This window comes from Nibricoccus aquaticus (assembly GCF_002310495.1).
GTDB lineage: Bacteria > Verrucomicrobiota > Verrucomicrobiia > Opitutales > Opitutaceae > Nibricoccus > Nibricoccus aquaticus.
In genome coordinates, this window is the sequence record NZ_CP023344.1 from 1,653,977 (window position 1) to 1,673,847 (window position 19,871).

7 protein-coding genes are annotated in these 19,871 nt (G+C 63.7%); 6 read left to right on the forward strand and 1 reads right to left on the reverse strand.

Going from position 1 to position 19,871, the window contains the following annotated elements; all coding sequences use genetic code 11:
• The first annotated feature begins 3 nt into the window (after window positions 1-3).
• Window positions 4-3,588: a TonB-dependent receptor gene (locus CMV30_RS06910; protein ID WP_096055336.1), complete on the forward strand. Its 3,585-nt coding sequence runs from the start codon at window positions 4-6 to the stop codon at window positions 3,586-3,588.
• Between the two features lie 111 nt (window positions 3,589-3,699).
• Here the strand turns inward: CMV30_RS06910 and CMV30_RS20650 are convergent, their stop codons facing one another.
• Window positions 3,700-4,845, reverse strand: coding sequence for a LacI family DNA-binding transcriptional regulator (locus tag CMV30_RS20650; protein ID WP_175414761.1), 1,146 nt, complete (start codon window positions 4,843-4,845; stop codon window positions 3,700-3,702).
• A gap of 356 nt (window positions 4,846-5,201) precedes the next feature.
• Here CMV30_RS20650 and CMV30_RS06920 point away from each other — a divergent pair, with 356 nt between their 5' ends.
• The 5 genes from CMV30_RS06920 (at window position 5,202) to mntR (ending at window position 19,667) form a co-directional block, all read left to right on the forward strand.
• Entirely contained in the window at window positions 5,202-8,162 is a 2,961-nt protein-coding gene (locus tag CMV30_RS06920) for a sensor histidine kinase (RefSeq protein WP_096055338.1), read from the forward strand.
• Complete coding sequence (locus tag CMV30_RS06925) at window positions 8,159-8,791, forward strand: response regulator (protein WP_096055339.1); 633 nt, start codon at window positions 8,159-8,161, stop codon at window positions 8,789-8,791. The genes CMV30_RS06920 and CMV30_RS06925 overlap by 4 nt, the downstream gene beginning before the upstream one ends.
• 169 nt (window positions 8,792-8,960) lie before the next feature.
• Window positions 8,961-18,797 carry an Ig-like domain-containing protein gene (locus tag CMV30_RS06930; protein ID WP_096055340.1) on the forward strand — a complete coding sequence of 3,279 codons (9,837 nt, stop codon included), beginning with the start codon at window positions 8,961-8,963 and terminating at the stop codon, window positions 18,795-18,797.
• A gap of 138 nt (window positions 18,798-18,935) precedes the next feature.
• The gene (locus CMV30_RS06935; protein WP_096057658.1) at window positions 18,936-19,175 is read left to right on the forward strand and encodes a hypothetical protein; all 240 of its coding nucleotides are present in this window, start codon (window positions 18,936-18,938) and stop codon (window positions 19,173-19,175) included.
• Between the two features lie 54 nt (window positions 19,176-19,229).
• Complete coding sequence (mntR, locus tag CMV30_RS06940) at window positions 19,230-19,667, forward strand: transcriptional regulator MntR (RefSeq protein WP_096055341.1); 438 nt, start codon at window positions 19,230-19,232, stop codon at window positions 19,665-19,667.
• Window positions 19,668-19,871 lie beyond the last annotated feature (204 nt).

The following is a 19,871-nucleotide window of genomic DNA, read 5'->3' on the forward strand; positions in this document are numbered from 1 at the left end:
CGCATGCACCACCATCCCGCCCGTCAGCCAGGAGCGGCGCTCCTACGCCACCTCCAGCGACTGAAAGCCGTCTCGCTAGCCGCCCTCCCCGCAACCCCCGTCCTCCGCCTGGCAGCGTGCTCTGCCATCGCTCTCGCCACCCCCATCGCCCCGCTCCACGCCCAGGAAAACGCCACCGGCACCATCACCGGCCGCGTCTTCAATGTGAACAGCGGCACCTACCTCACCAACGCCCGCGTCACCGTCGAGGGAACCTCGATCCAGGCGTTCACAGACGACAGTGGCACCTACTTCCTCCGCAACGTCCCGGCGGGAGAGAACAAAATCGTCATCAGCTACACCGGCCAGGACAACATCGTGAAATCGGTGAAAGTGGATCAGGGCGGCACGGCCCGGATCGACGCCAACTTCAACGCGGGCACCGACGGCGAAGCCGTCACACTCGACACTTTTGTCATCGAAGCAGCCCGCTACCGTAACGCCCAGGAACTCGCGGTTAACGAGGAACGCGTCTCGAACAATATCAAATCCGTCGTCGCCCTGGATTCCCTCGGCTACGTCGCCGACGGCAACGTCGGTGAGTTCGTCCGCTACCTTCCAGGCGTCGACATCAGCGAAGGCGGCGCGCAAGACACCAGCAACCCCACCAACGCCACGACCGTCGGCGTCCGCGGATTTGGCGGCAGCGATACCGACATCACCATCGACGGCATGCCCATCGCCAGCGGCGCCGGCTCCCTCACCCGCGCAGTCCAGCTCGACGGCCTCTCAGTGAACAACGCGAGCCGCCTCGAAATCATCAAGGTGGCCACACCCGACATGCCGCAAAACGCTCCCGGCGGCTCGATCAACTTGATCACCCGCGGCGCCTTTGAAGCCAGAAAACCAAGCTACGACATCACCACCACGCTCATCGGAAACACCAACGAGCCAAACGTCTTCAAGAAAGAACCCGGCCCCGATGGCCCGATGTTCAAGACCCGCACCAGCGTGCGCCTGTCTGCGACCATACCGATCTCCAACACCTTCGGCCTCTCACTGTCCGCGTCCAACGATCCCAAATACACGATGTACCGCACGGGCAACCTGCGCGACTATCGCTACACGGCGAATTCGACCACCGTAGGCGGTGTCGCCACCCCGACCACGAATGCCCTCGGCGGCATCCGGCTCGATAACCCGCTCGCCTTCCGTTACGAGCTCCGCGACCAGCAGTGGGTCGAAGACCGCCAGTCAGGCTCCATTCGCGCAGACTGGCGTCCCTTCCCCTCATTGGAAATCCGCGCGGGCGGCACCTACTCCCAGCAGGAGAGCAAAGCCGTCATTCGCCGCACCCAATGGCAGTTCAGCAATAACGGCCGCGATGTCTCCGACTGGGGCAATGGCTTCGTGCGCAGCCGCCCCAACACCCCGCACAGCGTCGATCAAACCGTCGATGCCCGCGACAAAGAAGGCTTCACCACCCAGGCCAATCTCAGCGTCGCCTACAAAAAAGGCCCGTGGAAAGTGGACCTCAAGGCATCCGCCTCCGAGTCGTACCACACGCTTCCCGACACTCAGAACGGCCACTTCTCCACACTCGATGCGCGCCTCAGTGTCGCCCGCATGAGCTGGGAAGGCATCACCGACGGCAAGGTCGGCCAGATCCTCGTCTGGGACGCCAGCGGCAACCCGATCAACTACCAGGACATCTCCAAATGGGGCGGCATCGGCTCCGATGCGGAAATCCGTTCCAGCCAAAACTCCAGCCGCGACCTCAAGCGTGACTACAAGTTAGACGTCTCCCGCGAATTGGATTTTCTCCCCTTCCCCGTCACGATCAAAGCTGGCGTCAACCAACGCGAACAAAGCAATCGCCGCTGGGGCCGTGGCGACACGTACAAAATGACCTACATCGGGCCCTCCATCCCGGCCGCCTCGGTTGCCTCCGAGTTCACCACCGAAGCCAAGTACGGTTACACGAACGACCAGCAATGGGTCGATACCTACAAACTCTTCGAAATCTACAAACAGCGCCCCGACTACTTCAGCGACACCTTCCGCAGAGATGCCGTCCTCGATGGCGGCGGCGGAAATGTTGACCGCAATATCGGCAACTACCTCGCCCGCGTCGGCACGAAAAAAGGCGTCACCACCACCGACAAAGACTGGTACGGCATGCTCACCGCCAGCTTCTTCAATAATCGCCTCACCGTGGTCACCGGCGGCCGCCAGTCGCGCAAAGAAGTCAACGGCTACAACGTCTTCAACGACCCCCGCGCTCCCTTCGTGCGCATGGCCGACGGCTCCATCTACACCGACAGCATCTACACCAAGGGCGTCCGGTTCGATGGCGGCCTCAACACCGGGTACACCACCCCGAGCATGAACAGTCGCTATGCTGTCCTCAACGATACCGCCCTGCGCTCACGCATGGCCGCAGCCGGAGTCGCTTATCTGCCCAACGCGCTCGCGCTGGGTTACGCCTCGCCAGCCGCCGATGTCGCCAACCCCAATGCGAACAAGGCTCTCGATCAAAATGGCATCTGGCGCTACCCCGGCACCGGCTCGGAAGGCAACGGCGCCAACATGCTGCTGGCCCAGCTCACGCGCTACACTCGCGACATCAACACCGCGCGCACCCAGCCGTTCCAACCCCAGCTCCAAGTGGCCTACAACATCACCGACAGTCTGAAGCTCCAAGTCGCCTACTCGAAAGAAACCCGCATGCCCGACTTGGATGGCACGAATGGTATTCTGAACGGAGGCTCGTTCACCATTTCGCAGAACGCCGACTGGTACGATGGCGCTCCCGACGAAGTGCTCCAAGGCCGCGTCACCGTGGGTAACTCCAAGAATCAGCCCGAGGTGAATCACTCGTTCAACGGCAAGCTCGCATACTATGCCAAATACGGCCGCTACTCTATTTCCTACTACCACAAGTACGTGGAAAAAGCGTGGCGCACCGAGATCATCAACAACGACGACTCCGAGTACGGCACATTCATGTCCGCCCTCGGCTTGGACCCAACCGAGTACTATAATTACGAGATCCAGACGATCGCCTCCACCGGTGAAAAAGCCATTCGCAAGGGCTTCGAACTCGAGGTGACTCAAAACCTCGGATTCGTCGGAGCCTGGGCCAGCGGCATCGACTTCTTCGCCTCTTACACCCGGCGCCCCACCGTCGCTCGCACCGAAAACAACTCCATCCGCGGATATATCAGGCAGGATCCTGTCCGTGCCAAATACACGGGCGGCCTTTCTTACAGCCGAAGCCGCTTTTCCATTCAGTCCAAATTCACCTACGTGGAGCAGGACCCCACGCAGAACAGCGGCTCCATCAGCGCCAATCTGCCCGACATGGGAACGACGGCCTTTAACGTCGCCACCTTTAATCCCAACTATAACCCCGCGACGGTGTCACTTCAGGCCAACTACATCCTCAACAAGTACCTGAAGTTCTTCGTCTCCGGTAATCGCATCCTGGAGAGCAAAAAACAGGTCCGCACGATTGATTCCATCGGCGTCATGCCTGAATGGGCGACCTACCGCCAATTCACCGAACAAGGCGTACAGATTGCCGCAGGCGCCACCCTGTCCTTCTAACCCTCGCTCAATTATCGAACCGTTCAAAGCCGGGCCCATCACGGGCCCGGCTTTTTCTTTTCTACACGCCTCATTCAACCGCTCTCCTGAAACCTGGCGCTGATTCCCCCCTCACCCCACCCGCCCCACCGACCCCCGCTCGATCACCACCGGCTCGACCGACAGATTCAACCAGTCCCCATCCTCGACCGGATTGCGCATCCGCATCAGCAACTGCTCCACCGCCCGCCCGCACAGCGCATCGAAACGCAGATCGATCATCGTCAGCCGCCCCCCCGGCTCCACCACCCGCTCCGGCATGCACGTAAGCAACCCCACCCGCATACCCGCGCGCGCCAGCAACCCCGAAAACTGCGCGGCCACATCGTACGACGGCACCAACAAAGCCGTCGGCCTCAGCCCCTCCTCCACCTCCAGGAAAAACTCGTACAACCGCTCCGCATCCACCGCCGGCCCATCCGCCGCATCCGCGAATACCAAATCCAGCAACGACGACTCCATCGCATTCACCCGCGCCCCCGCCGAAAACGCCGCACGCAACGACCCCGCATCGCCCAGCCCCGCCCCCGCGCAAAAAAATCCCACGCGCCGGTGCCCGCGTTCAGCCAGATAATCCGCCGCCAGAAACCCCGCCCGCCTCACATCCGGCCCGCACAGATCCCCCCGTGCCACCGCCGGCCGCGCCTTCAGCCACACATGCGGAAACGCCCGCACGCTCGCATACGCCTCCTTCAACCAGCGCGGCTCATGCCTGTCGAAACCCAGATTGATCAACAACAGCCCGTCCACGCGCCGCCTCGTCAAAAAATGCGGCACCAGCATTTCCCGCGACACCCGCCCCACCACCAGACTGTGTCCCTTCAACGCCAGCTCCCGCTCGATCCCCTGCAACATCCCCAACGCATCCGCCCGCCCCAGCGCGTCCTCTCCTCCCCCAAAAAACAACACCCCCACATCCCCGCCCGCCTTCTCCGCCTTCCGCCCGCCCGCGCCCACCCGCACCCGCCCGCTGTGGACATACCCCGTCATCCGCACCGCATCCATCACCCGCCGCACCAGCTCCGCCCCCACATCCCGCCGCAAATTGAGCACCCGCGAAACCGTCCCCGCCGCCACCCCCGCCTCCCGCGCGACATCGATCAACCGCACCCGCTTGCCCGCGCCACCTCCAGCCGCCGCCCGCGTCACCTGCTCCGGCGATTCCAAAACCACACGCACGCTCACGACACGCTCCCCCGCCAGCGCCCATGACGGCATACTGGACGCACGGATACGTCCGCTCCCTCCGCGCGCGCGCCCGCCAGGAGGCATACCCGGTGTGCAGACGGGCTGCCTCCCTGCGCGCACAGTGCGTACGCCCGCCCGTTCCTTGCCGGAATTGGCTGAGAGGCTGGGTGTGAGGGATGCAGGGGAGAAAACGCCCGCCGCCACTGGCGCGACACGGGCCTCACGCACACTAACAAACCCACCCCGCCCCGTCTTGTAACTAGAACTCGGGACACTCCCCGCCGCCACATCCAGCCCCCCGGGCTTCCACCGCCCCCGGCACTTGCATTAACCTTCCCCCACCTCACTTCTTACGCGCGTCTCCCGTCACGCGTCTGCCAACGTCCATGCCGCGCACCCTCTCATTTTTCCGCCCAGCCGCCCTCGCGCTTCTCCTCCTCGCCGCCACCGCCGCCCTCGCGCAGCAAAAAATCATCCCCGATTTCTCCTGGCGCGTATGGACCCAGCGCGACGGCCTCCCCAGCAACGAAATCACCAGCCTCGGCCAGAGCCACGACGGCTACCTCTACATCGGCACCCCCGCCGGCCTCGTCCGCTTCGACGGCAAAAACTTCACCCCCTCCCTCCCGCTCGAGCGCGGCCCCACTGCGCTCGCCAAGGCCCCCGCGAACGACGACCTCCTCATCGCCCCCCGCTCCGGTGGCATCGCCCGTCTCACCGGCAACGAACTCATCCCTCAAAACCTCCCGCCCGCCCTAGCCCAAACGCCCGTCGAATCCGTCTTCCGTGAAAACGAACGTGCCTACTGGATCGGCTTCCAAGGTGGCATCGCCCTCCGCGTCGAAGGCAACACCCACCTCGTCTTCGACACCACCCACGGCCTCAGTCCCGACGATCCCATCCAGTTCGCCCGTGACGGTGCCGGCCGCGTCTGGCTCGCCGGCGGCACCTTCCTCGCCCGCTACGAAAACGGTGCGATCCTCCGCGTCCCCATCGGCTCCGGCAAAGAGCGTCTCCGCATCGCCTCCTCCCGCACCGACGGCCCCTGGATCGTCGCCGACGAACACCTCACCAAATTCAAGGACGACGCCGTCACCCATATCGACAAAGTTAATACAAGCACCGGCGCCCACTTCCTCCAGGCCCTCCTCGAAGATTCCACCGGCACCCTCTGGCTCGGCACACGCTCCCGCGGCCTCCGCCGCTGGACGCCCGACGGCGAAACCGTCCGCCTCATCCAGGTCCCCGAAGACATCTCCGCCCTCCTCGAAGACACCCACGGCAACATCTGGGCCGGCACCAACGGCTCCGGCCTCCTCCGTGTCTCCCCCGGCACCATCGCCACCTTCAACCGCGCCAACGGCCTCCTCGAAAACCACAGCCTCGCCGTCTGCGAAGATCCCGACGGACGCATCTGGTTCGCCAACCGCGACGGCGGCGTCTCCGCCCTCACCCCCCAAAACCGCGCCACCATCGTCGCCCGCCCCCGCGAATGGGAAAACTTCAGCGCCCTCTCCGTCGCCCCCGCCAAAGGCGGCCGCGTCTGGGCCAGCACCCCCTACGGCATCCACTTCATCACCGGCGCCGGCATCAAACACACCATCAACGATGAACGCCTCACCGGCGAAAACGCCCCCCGCGTCCTCTTCGCCACCCGCGACGGCGACCTCTGGTTCGCCCTCCCCCGCGGCGCCATCGGCCACCTCCGCAACAACGCCGTCAAACTCTTCACCCACGCCGACGGCCTCTCCCCGTCCCGCGTCGGCACCTTCGCCGAAGACGCTCACGGCCGCCTGTGGACCGGCTCCGAAGACGGCTCCCTCCACCGTCTCGATGGCGAAAAATTCCTCCCCGTACCCGCCTCCGCGCTCGCCATCGCCGGCGCCATCCAATCTATCCACTTCGACCGCGCCGGCACCGCCTGGATCGGCACCAGCCGCGGCGGTATCGTCCGCTTGGATGCGCAAGGCGCCCGCGCCCTCTCTACTCGCGATGGCCTCCTCTCCGATAACATCACCCAGATCGTCTCCGACGACACCGGCGACCTCTGGCTCGGCTCACCCACCGGCATCTCCCGCCTCGACATCCGCGAGATTGATGACCGCCTCGCCGGCCGTATCGACCGCCTCCAGCCGTCACCCATCGGCCTCGACGACGGACTCGACGAAGCCACCTGCCTGAGCACCCACCAGCCCGCCGTCTGGAAAACCTCCGCCGGCATCCTCCTGTTCACCACACGCCAGGGCGTCGTCGCCATCGACCCCGCCAAAGTCCGCGCCGCCCGCACCTCCCTGCGCACCGAGATTCACTCTCTGGCCAGCGACGGCCTCCAGCTCGACTCCTCGCGCACGCCCCGCCTCCCGCCCCGTCCACGCCTCGTCTCCATCCGCTACTCCGCCCTCTGCCTCGCCACTCCCGGCCGCGTCCAGGTCCGCCACCGCCTCACCGGCTTCGACGACAACTGGACCGAGGCCGATACCGGCAGCCTCGCCGAATACCCCCGCCTGCCCCCCGGCAAATACACCTTCGAAGTCTCCGCCCGCATCGCCGGTCTCCCCGGCAGCGAGTCCCGCTCCACCCTCGCCTTCACCGTCGCGGCTGCCTGGTGGCAGACACTGTGGTTCTACCTCGCCGCCACTGCGCTCGTCGTCGCCGCCATCATCTTCGCCGTCCGCCGCTGGTCCCACCGCCGTCTGCACAACAAACTCCTCCGCCTCGAACGCGATTCCGCCCTCGAACAGGAACGCGCCCGCATCGCCAAAAACATCCACGACGACCTCGGCGCCGGCCTCACCCGCATCAGCCTCCTCACCCAGTCCGCCCAAAAAAACGAGGGCGAGGCCCAGCTCGATAAAATCTACCGCACCGTCAGCGACCTCACCCAGTCCATGGACGAAATCGTCTGGGCCGTGAACCCCAAGAACGACGACCTCGAAAGCGTCGCCAACTACATCGTCGAATTCGCCCAGAGCTACCTCTCCGACGCCGGCCTCCGCTGCCGTGTCCTCATTCCTGAGACGCTCCCCGCCCGCGTCATCACCGCCCAATTTCGCCACCATCTTTTTCTCACCTGCAAAGAGTCGCTCAACAATATCGTGAAACATGCCCGCGCCACCGACGTCGTCATAGAACTCGATGTCCGCGGCGACGATCTCACCCTCACCATCACCGACAACGGCATCGGCCTTCTCACCACCACCGAAACCCCTTCCCGCCGCAACGGCCTCAAAAACATGCGCTCCCGCATGGAGTCCATCGGAGGCTCCCTCGCCCTCTCCGCCGCCGAACCGCGCGGCACCCTCGTCACCCTCACCGCCCGCCTCTCCCACGCCTCCATCACGCCATGAAACTCCGAGTCTCGATCGTCGATGACGATGAACCCACCCGCCAGATCCTCAAAGACCTGATCCAGCAAAGCGACCAGCTCGAGTTCGTCAGCGAACACCCCGACACCGAGTCCGCCCTCGAACACATCCCGCAAAATAAACCCGACGTCGTCCTCATGGACATCAACGTCCCCCTCCTTAACGGCATCGAGTGCGTCCGCCTCCTCAAACCCCAGCTCCCCGGCACGCAGTTTCTCATGCTCACCGTGTACGCCGACGCCGACCACATCTTCGCCGCCCTCTCCGCCGGCGCCACCGGCTACCTCCTCAAAGGCACCCGCCGCACCCAGCTCCTCACTGCGATTAAACAAATCTCCCAAGGCGGCTCCCCCATGAGCTGCGCCATCGCCCGCAAGGTCGTCCAATCCTTCACCAAGACATCCGCCGTCTCCGAACGCACCGACATCGAAGTCCTCTCTCCGCGCGAACGCACCGTCCTCGACCTCCTCGCCAAAGGCTACCTCTACAAAGAAATCGCCGAGTCCCTCAGCCTCAGTGTCATGACCGTGGATACCTACGTCCGCCGCGTGTACGAAAAGCTCCACGTCAACTCCCGCTCCCAGGCCATCGCCAAGTACCTCCAGCGCTGACCACCCTCGCTGACGTCGATTTCCACCTGCGGTTAATCCGTCCGCCAGGACTCATGAACTCTTTTTATGCCGGTTCTAAGCCAGCACACCGATCCTAGGGAATCTCCCCTCAATCTTTTACATATCCACCCGATACGGAAGTCCGGCACGTCCACGCCGCTCAACTTCCATGCATCTCCCCACCCGGCTTCGGTTTTCACGGCTTCAGAATTTCGCCTGCTCGTTTCTGGCTCTCTTCAGTTTAAGCGCTCTGGCCGCCGTCGCCGCCCCACCCGCTCTCCAAACGCAGTCATCCACGCGTTACGTCACGGAAAATTTCGCGACCACCAACGTCGATCACGACATCTACCTCAATGACGACAGCTCCGGCATAACCAGCGCGACGGTCAGCATCACCAGCAACTACCAGAACGGGCAGGACGTCCTGGAGTTCACCAATCAACTCGGGATCACCGGCAGCTGGAGCGCCGGCACCGGCGTACTCACCCTGTCAGGCGCAGCCTCGACTAACGACTACCAGACCGCGCTGCGCGCCGTCCTCTACAAGAACGCCAGCGAAAATCCCGCCGACATCACCCGCACCGTGACCTTTGCGGTGACCGACAGCGATGGAGAAACCGGCAGCGCCACCCGCGACCTCCACATCTTCCCGACCAACGATTCCCCGGTGAACACCGATCCCGGCCCGCAGGCCATCGATGAAGACGACACCCTCTATTTCTCCTCGGGCATGGGCAATCAGATCCAGATCTCCGACGTCGATGCCAGCAGCGGCGCGATGAAAATCACCCTCTCCGTCACTCGCGGCACACTCACGCTCGCCGGCACGACCGGACTCTCCTTCACCACCGGCGACGGCACCAGCGACGCCTCGATGGTCTTCACCGGCACATTGACAAATATCAACAACGCCCTCGCCACGCTCACCTATCACCCGGTGCTGGACTACTTCGGATCGGACACGCTCACCCTCGTCACCAACGACCAGGGCAACACCGGCTCCGGCGGTGCCAAAAGCGACACCGAAAACATCAGCATCACGGTGAATCCCGTGAACGACGCCCCCGTCGCCAACGACGACCTCGCTTCCACGGCAGACTTAACGCCGCTCGATATCTGGGTGATGAACAACGATCGCGATCCCGACAACGAGTTCCACGAACTGACCGTTACCATTCTCAGCAACACCCTAGGAAGCTCTGCCACAGTCAATCCCGACAACAGCATTAACTTCGATCCAGGTGCCAACAGCGGCGTGCAGACAGTCACCTACCAACTCACTGATCCTGACGGCCTCACGAGCAGCATCGCCACCCTCACGATCAACGTCGGCCCCAACACTCAACCGGGCACCAGCAGCACGTCCGTGACCACCGATGAAGACACGCCCTACACATTTCAGGCGGGTGACTTCCCGTTCAGCGATCCGGATGGCGGGCAAACGCTGGCCGGAATTATTATCCACAACATCCCTGCCGATGGCACCCTCACGCTCTCCGGCATTCCGGTGCATAACAGCCAGACCATCTTGGTCGGCGACATCGGCTCCTTGGTGTTCACCCCCGCGTCCGGCGCCAGCGGCACGCCCTACACCAGCTTCACCTTCTCCGTGCAGGACAACCTCGGCGCCTACAGCCCCTCGCAAACCTTCACCATCAACGTCGCCGACGTGAACGATGTGCCCACCGAGATTTCGCTGAGCAAAACGAAACTCTTCCAGACCGCCGGCCTGAACGCCGTTGTCGGCACGCTTTCGACCGTCGATTCCGACGACGTCTCCTTCTCCTACACGCTCGTCGCTGGCGCGGGTGACACCCACAACGCATCCTTCAACATCGCCGGCTCTTCGCTACGCGCGAACGACGCCAGCGCGTTAACCGCCGGCACTTACTCCGTCCGCATCCAGACCGATGACGGTCGCGGCGGCACACACGCCCAGTCGTTTTCCATCACCGTCTCCGACGGTGTCTTCACGTGGAGCGGCCGAGGCTTCCATCGCGATTGGTCCATCCCGGAAAACTGGGAAGGACTCCGCATCCCGGAGCCAGGCGGCAACCTGGTCTTTCCTCCAAACGTCGCGACCGGAGAAGGCAGAAACAATCTCGGTCAGGGGATCGTTTACCACTCCATCACGATCGCCGCCGGCGGCTACGATCAAGGTCAGGACTCCATCCAGCTCGAAGCCGGCGTCACGACGACCAATGGCGGCGGCGGCTGGCTCGGCATGGATATCACCCTGCTCAACGCTCAGTCGTTCGACGTCTCAACCGGCGGCACGCTGCTCCTCGTCGGCAAAATTTCTGGATCTCAAGCCCTGACAAAAACCGGCGCAGGCACTCTCGCCCTGATCAACGGCACCGATCACGACTACACCGGCACCACTAACGTTGACGAAGGCACCTTGCTCCTCGCCGCGCGCAACAACGCCGTCGCCGTAGGCACCGCGCTCAACATCGCAGCCGGCGCCACCGTCAAGTTCGCCGAAGATGGCTTCGCCGGTGAAACCATCACCGACGGCCAGATCGACGCCTCCGTCTCCGTCACCATCGATGAAGGCGGCACCCTCGACCTCAACGACCGCGCCGGCACGATCAACGGCCTCACGCTCAAAGGCGGCAGAGTCCTCACAGCCACCAGCGGCGAATTGGTGCTCGGCGGAAATATTACGTCTCAAACCACTGCCAGCGACGTCAGTTCAACCATCGAAGGCTTCGGCACGCTCAATTTCAACGGCAACATCGTCGAGGTCTCCGTCTCCGACGACATCGACGTCGCCGACGATCTCAACATCAGCGCCACCATCGCCAACGGCACGCTCTACAAAACCAGCTCCGGCACCCTAACACTCGCCGGCACCAACATGTACACCGGCGGCACAACCGTCAGCGCCGGCACCTTGAATGTAACCGGCAGCACGGCCAGCGGCGGCATCGTCGTTGCACCTGCCGCAGCGCTCGGCGGCACCGGCACGATCGCGGGCCACGTCACCATCAACTCCACCGCGACTCTCTCACCCGGCGTCGATGGAGCAGGCACGCTGACGATGGACTCTCTCACGCTCTCCTCCGGTTCGATCATGAAGATCGACATCAACGACACCACCCCCGGCACCGACTTCGATCAAGTCATCAGCCTCGGCGCCGTGGACCTAAGCGGCGCCGTGCTTCAAGTGGCCCTCGGCTTCACCCCGCCGCACAACGGCTCCGCCTTTCAACTCATCTCGGCAGGCGGCGGCGCCATCTCCGGCACATTCACCGGCCTCAGCCAGGGCGCCATCACGACGATCAGCGGCGAAAAATTCGCCGTCAGTTACACCGGTGGCGATGGCAACGACTTCGTCCTGACCGGCAACACCGCACCCACCGGTACAAATAAAACCATCACGACCAACGAAGATACCGCCTACACGTTCGTCGCCTCCGACTTCGGCTTCAGCGATGCCGACAGCGGCGACTCACTCAGCGCCGTCCGCATCAATTCGATTCCCAGTGATGGCAGCCTGACTCTCTCGAGCGTCGCCGTGACGGCCTCTCAAGTCATCGTCGCCGCCGACATAGGCAATCTCGTCTTCACCCCCGCGGCCAACGCCAACGGCAACGGCTACACCGGCTTCAGCTTCAGCGTCCGCGATCAAAGCTCCACTTACGATCCATCGCCCAACGCGATCACGATCAATGTGACTGCGGTGAACGATGCTCCCTCGGGAGCGGATAAAACCATCACGACCGACGAGGACACCGCGCACACCTTCTCCGCCTCCGACTTCGGCTTCAGCGATATCGATGGTGGCGACACACTCAGCGCCGTCCGTATCGATACACTTCCCGGTGCAGGTAGCCTGACTCTCTCCGGCGCCGCCGTCACCGCCTCTCAAGTCATCGTCGCTGGAAACATCGGTAATCTCCGTTTCACTCCCGCGGCCAACGCCAGCGGCGCCAGCTACGCCAGCTTCACCTTCAGCGTCCGCGACCAGAGTTCCGTTTACGATCCATCGCCCAACACCATCACGATAGACGTCACCGCGGTGAACGACACCCCGACCTTCCTCTCACTTTCACCCTCAACGGTGAATCAATCCAGCGGCACCAATGCCGTCATCGGCACCTTCACGACCACCGATGTGGACGACAGCACATTCACCTATGCGCTGGTTTCTGGCGGCGGCGACACGGACAACGCATCCTTCAACATCTCCGGCTCCACCCTCCGCGCCAACGATGCCCTCGCTCTGCCCGGCGGCATCTACGCCGCCCGCTTCAGCACGACCGATAGTAGCAATGCCACCTTCGAGAAGAACTTCGTCATCACCGTAGTTGACGACGTCGCACCGAACGCGCCGACCGCATTCTCCGCGACACCCAGCGGCACGACCGTCGCACTTGCGTGGACGAACCCCGTCAGTGATTTCCACTCGGTCACTATCCGTCGCTCCACATCAGGCTACCCGTCCTCCGCCTCCAACGGCACCGCCGTTGCATCCGGCGTAACCACCACCACTCAAAATGAAACCGGCCTTGCCGACGGTGATTACTATTATGCGATCTTCGCCCGCGACGCCGCCGGTAATTTCTCAACCGCAGCCACCGCGACCGCCACAGTCGATACCACGCCGCCCACCACCACGATAGCCTCCGCATCCCTCTCGTCCGACACCGGCTCCAGCGCGACTGACCTCATCACCGCGACCCCAGCACAAACGATCTCCGGCACACTAAGCGCCAATCTCCTCGCTGATGAGACCGTGCAAGTGTCCCTCGACAACGGCTCCACCTGGTCATCCGCCGCCGCGAGCGTCGGCTCTAACACCTGGTCCCTCGCCGGCCAGACCCTCACCGGCAGCAACACGCTTCAAGTCCGCGTGATCGATGCCGCCACCAACGCCGGCATCGCTTTCACCCAGCCCTACGTCCTCGATACGACTGCGCCGATCACGACAATCGCTTCCGCCGCGTTCTCCGCCGACACCGGCACGAGCTCGACTGACTTGATCACACGCACCGCCTCACAAACCCTCTCCGGCACGCTAAACGCCAACCTCGCCGCCGGCGAAATCGTCGAAGTCTCCATCGACAACGGCTCCACCTGGACCACGACAACGAGCACCGTTGGCATGAACTCCTGGTCCCTCTCCGGACAAACGCTCACCAGCAGTAACACGCTAAAAATCCGCGTCACCGACACCGCTGGCAACAACGGGACAACCTTCAGCCGGGCCTATGTCCTCGACACGACTGCTCCCACCGCAGAGATCGCCTCCGCCGCTTTCTCCGCTGACACCGGCCTGAGCTCGACCGACTTTATCACCGCCACCGCTGCTCAAACCATCTCCGGCACTGTGAGCGCCAACATGGTTTCAGACGAAATCGTCGAGGTCTCCCTCAATAACGGCTCCACCTGGACCACCGCTACATCCAGCGTCGGCAGCACCCTGTGGTCGCTCAGCGGCCAGACCCTCACCGGTAGCGACACGCTCGCAATCCGCGTGGCGGATACCGCCGGTAATATCAGCACCACATTCAGTCATGCCTACGCGCTCGACACCTCGGCACCAAACGCCCCCTCCACGCCGGACTTGGACAGCGGCTCCGACACTGGACTGTCGAACACCGATAACATCACCTCCGACACGACTCCGACTCTCTCCAGCACCGCCGAAAACAACGCCACCGTCACGCTGTACGATACCGATGGCACCACCGTGCTAAACACCACCACCGCCAACGGTAGCGGCAACTGGTCAATCGCCTCTTCCACGCTTTCATCCGGTGCCCACACCATCACCGCCAAAGCCACCGACACCGCAGGCAACGTCTCGTCCGCATCGCCCGGCCTCTCCATCACGATCGACACCACATCTCCCGTCGTGACGAGTGCCTCCGTTCCTGCGAACGCCTCGTACGGCATAGGCCAGCACCTGGACTTCACGGTTAACTTTGCCGAAAACGTCACCATCGACACCAGCGGCGGCACGCCCTCACTCGCCCTCTCGCTCGATACCGGCGGCACCGTAAACGCGTTCTACCTCTCCGGCAGCGGCACCTCCGCACTCGTTTTCCGCTACACGGTGGCAAGCGGCCATATCGACTCCGACGGCGTTACACCCGCCGGTTCGATCACAACCAACGGCGGCACCCTCAGCGACACCGCCGGCAACTCCGCCACACTCACGCTCAACAGCGTCGGCAGCACCACAGGTGTGCTCGTCGATGGCGTCGCCCCCACGATCTCCTCGATCGTGCGCACGGGCGCCAGCGCGACCATCAACGCCGCCAGTATCGATTACACGGTGACCTTCTCCGAAACCGTCACCGGCGTGGATACGAGCGACTTCTCGCTCACGCCCTCAGGCACAGCTGCCGGTGCGATCGCATCGATCTCAGGCAGCACCAGCACCTACACCGTGACCGTTAACAGTGTCACCGGCGACGGCACGCTGCGCCTCGATCTGAAGAGCTCCGGCACCGGCATCGCCGACTCCGCGACCAATGCGATCAGTGGCGGCTACACGAGCGGCCAGACTTACACGATCGACTCCACCGCCACGTCCGCTCCGACAAATTTCTCCGCAGTGGCTAACGGTTCCACCATCGCGCTCACCTGGACCAATCCAGCCGCAGGCGACTTCGCGTCCTCCACGCTCCGTCGTTCCTCCACCGCCTATCCGACCTCGGTCACCGACGGCTCATCGGTCGCCTCCGGCCTCACCGGCACCAGCCACAACGACACCGGATTATCCGACGGCGCTTACTACTATTCCCTCTTCGCACTCGATACCGCGGGCAACATCTCCGGCGCCGCTCAAGCCACCGCGACAGTCGATACCGTTGCGCCCACCGCGCCCGTGATCGTCGCCATTTCCGACGACACCGGCACGAGCAACAACGACCAGATCACCACCGACACCACGCTCTCGCTCTCCGGCACCGCCGAGGCCGGCAGCACCGTCAAAGTCTATCGCAACACCACGCTGATCGGCAGCACCCCCGCCGACGGCACCGGCGCATGGACCTTCGACTACACCGGCACCACGCTCGCAGGCGGCACGCACAGCTTCACCGCGACGAGCACCGACGCGGCGAACAATATCAGCATCGAGTCCACCACCTTCCTCGTGGAGATCGATACCGCCACGCCATCCGCTCCGGTCATCACAGGCATCAGCAACGACACCGGCGCCAGCGCGACCGACGGCATCACCAATGACGCCACGCTCGTCTTCACCGGAACCGCCGAAGCGAACACCAAAGTAACCCTCTCTCGCAACGGCCTCGGCGTCATCGGCACCGTCACCGCCACCAGCGGTGGCGCATGGACCTTCGACTACAGCGCAACAACGCTGCCCGACGGCACCTATCTCTTCACCGCGTTCGCGAACGATACCGCTGGCAACACCAGCACCGCCTCCGCCGACTTCCCGGTGACGATCGACACCTCCGCGCCAGCCATCGGCACGCAGCCCGTCGGAGGCACTTACACCGCGCTCGGCTCCTTCGCACTTAGCGTCACCGCCACCGATGCTACCGCGCTCACGTATCAATGGTACCAAGGCGCCACCGCCCTCACCAACAACGCCAACCGCACCGGCTCCACGACTGCTGCGCTCAATCACACGAACATCAGCCCCGTCGGTTTCCCCGGCAGCTACACCGTGGCGATCACCGACCTCGCGGGTAACACCACGACCAGCACCGCCGCCGTCATCGTCGTTAATAAGGCCGATCAAACGATCACCTTCCCCGTCATCGCCGATAAGCTCACCACCGCCGCTCCTTTCGCGCTCACCGCAACAGCGAGCAGCAGCTTCACCGTGACATATGCCGTCACCTCCGGCCCCGCCACCATCGCCGGCAACACCGTCACAATCACTGGCGCCGGATCGGTGACCATCCGCGCAAGCCAGGCCGGCGATGTGAACTACAACTCCGCGTTCACCGACCGCACCTTCACAGTGACCAAGGCCGTCGCGACGGTCGTGATTCTCTCTACACCCAACACCTACGACGCGCTCGCCCACACGGCTCTCACGGCAACAACCCCAGGCGGCCTCACCGTCGCCGTGACCTACGACGGCAGCAGCACTGCTCCAGTAAACGCCGGCACCTACGCCGTCGTCGCCACGATCAACGACGCCACCTACCAAGGCACCGCATCCGGCACACTGACCATCGCGAAGGCTGATCAACTCGTCACCTTCCCGTCCGTCGGCACCCTCACCGTCGGCACGCCCGTGACTCTCACCGCCACGGCCAACACCGGCCTGCCCGTCACGTTCTCGGTCGTGAGTGGTAACGCCACGCTCTCCGGCACGAGCCTCACCGTCCACGACGCCAACCCACTCCTGCTTCGTGCGACTCAGTCGGGAAATACCAACTACAACCCCGCCACCGCCGACCGCGCCGTCACGAACATCGTCAAACTCTCGCAGACGATCACCTTCGCCGCGCTCGCCGATAAATCGCGCACCGCAGCTCCGTTCGCGTTGAGCGCGACCGCGACAAGCTCTCTACCCGTTTCATTCACCGTCCAGAGCGGACCGGCCACGCTCTCGGGCAACACGCTCACGCTCACCGGTGCAGCCGGCGTTGTCACCGTCGTCGCCCATCAAACGGGTAACGACGCCTACTCCGCCGCGACCGACGTCAGCCGCAGCTTCACCGTCAGCGCCGACTACCCGGCACCGGTCGCCGACGGCTTCGCCGCTTCGGTCACGGGCGGCGCGGGCTCCAGCTCACTCGCTGTCACTGTTTCGACGGCCGCAGACTTCCGCACGCACGCCGAAGCCACCGCGCCCGCCGTCATCACCGTCGTCGGCACGCTCAACCTCGGCGCCTCCACCGTCGCCGTGAAATCCAACAAGACGATCCAGGGCGCCGACGGCAGCTCCACGCTCATCGGCAACCTCTCGCTCTCGAGCGGCGTGAACAACGTCATCGTCCGCGGGCTCAACCTCACCAACCCCGGCACGACGATCACCGGCAACGCGTATTCTGATGGCGGCGACGCGATAACCCTCACCGGCGCGACCGGCGTGTTTATCACGCACTGCTCGTTCTTCGACACCGCTGACCACGCGCTCAAGATCACCGGCGGCTCCAACAACATCACCGCCTCGTGGAACGAATTCTATTACACGTCCGCGCAGACCGTTCATCGCCACAGCGTGCTCATCGGCGCCGCCGGTTCCGAGTCCGCCCCGCTGCGCGTCTCGCTCCACCACAACTACTGGTCCACCGGCGTCACCCAGAACATGCCCGCGGCGACCTTCGGCTATGTTCACCTCTACAACAACGTGTTCGCCACACCGGGCAACACGACGGGCACCGAGGCACTCGACCAGTCGCAGCTGCTCAACGAGCGCAACATCTACACCAACGTCGCCAGCCCGCTGACGCGCCGCCAGGTGAACAGCGCGCTCGCGATCGGCCGCATTTTGGCCATCGGCGATTCCTACACCGCACCCTCCGCATCGCCCGGCACCGCGCCATACGGCGGCATGGATGCCGTCTTCACGCCGGGTTATTCGTACGAAATGCTGCCCACCAGCGACGTCGTCACCGTGGTCACCGCCCACGCCGGTAACAACACCGGTGCCAACATCACCGACGCCGCTACCGGCTCCGCCACGATCACCGGCCCGACCGCAGCGATCACCGCAGGCAACGCACTGACGCTCACTGCGGTTCCGTCCGGCATCACGCCGACCTCCTATCAATGGCGCCTCAACAACGTCACCATCTCCGGAGCCACCTCCGCGACCTACACCACGCCGAGCGCGCAAGAGTCCCACGCGGGCATCTACACCGTGGCAATCAGCCTGGCCACCGGCGACCTCGTCATCAGCCGGCCCTTCATCGTCACCATCAATCCGGCCCCAGTCACACCGCCTCCCACTCCTGCCTCTAGCGGAGGTGGCGGCTCTCCGTCATGGGGCTTCCTCGGCGCACTGCTCCTGCTGAGCGCCCATCGTCTCCACCAGCAGCGCCGCCAGACTCCCGTAAAGTCCTGACGTCCACTCCATCACCCATAACACCCTTACCGGGCTTATGGGTGAAATGACCGCCCGTACTTTGCGCTCACACCCCGCACCGTCCCCGCAAAAATGCCGTGGACAACCTCCCGCCCGCCGCCTTTTTTCCCATCCATCATGGCACAGCCCGAAAAGAAATCCGCCGTCACTCCTGTCAGCCTCATCGTCGATGCGATCCTCGTCGGTGGCTTCTTCGTTCTGATGTTCTCGTTGTTCCGTATCCACGTCCCCTCGAACGACCCAAAGATGATCACCCTCTGGGCCGCCCTCGCCGCCGCGTGCATCAGCGGCGTCTTCTGGCTGGCGATTCAGATGTTCCGAGTCGTGTACCGCGCGCAAAAAGAAGCCGGTAAATAACCTGACCGCCCGGGCGGGCGTTCAGTTGTTCGCAAGGCCCGGAGCACTTCTTCTGTGGCCGACAAATCCCCCAGCTCCCAGCCCCCGCGCACCACCGCCGCGGTCGAGGACTATCTGGAACGCATCCGGGAGCTGATTCAGAAAAAAGGCTACGCGCGCGTCGTGGACATCGCCGCCGAGCTGAAGATTTCCCAGGCCAGCGTCACCACCATGATCCAGCGGCTCGATGCCGAGGGCTTGGTGAAATATGAAAAATACCGCGGCATGGTCCTCACCACCGCCGGCGAAGAAGTAGCCAAGCGCATCGCCCACCGCCACGAACTCCTCACCAATTTTCTCCGCCAGTTCGGCATCGACGAAACTGTCATCGCCCACGACGTCGAAGGCATGGAGCACCATGTGAGCCCCGAGACCTTCAGCGCCATCGAAGCGCTCAGCCGCTACCTCACCGCGAATCCCACCGTGGTCGCGAAGATCAAAAAAGACCTCTGAGCAGCCCGCCATCGTCGCCGGCTCCGATCCCATGGAGGGACGACCTCCGTGTCGTCCGCTTCCTTCTCTCCCTCAATCACGCCCGACCACAAAAAGGCCCGGCGTGTTCTCACGCACGCCGGGCTCACCTGATACTAACCATTACCCGGCACCCCTAACGGTGCCGAAGATCGGACGGTGAACAGCGGGACGTTCACCACACCC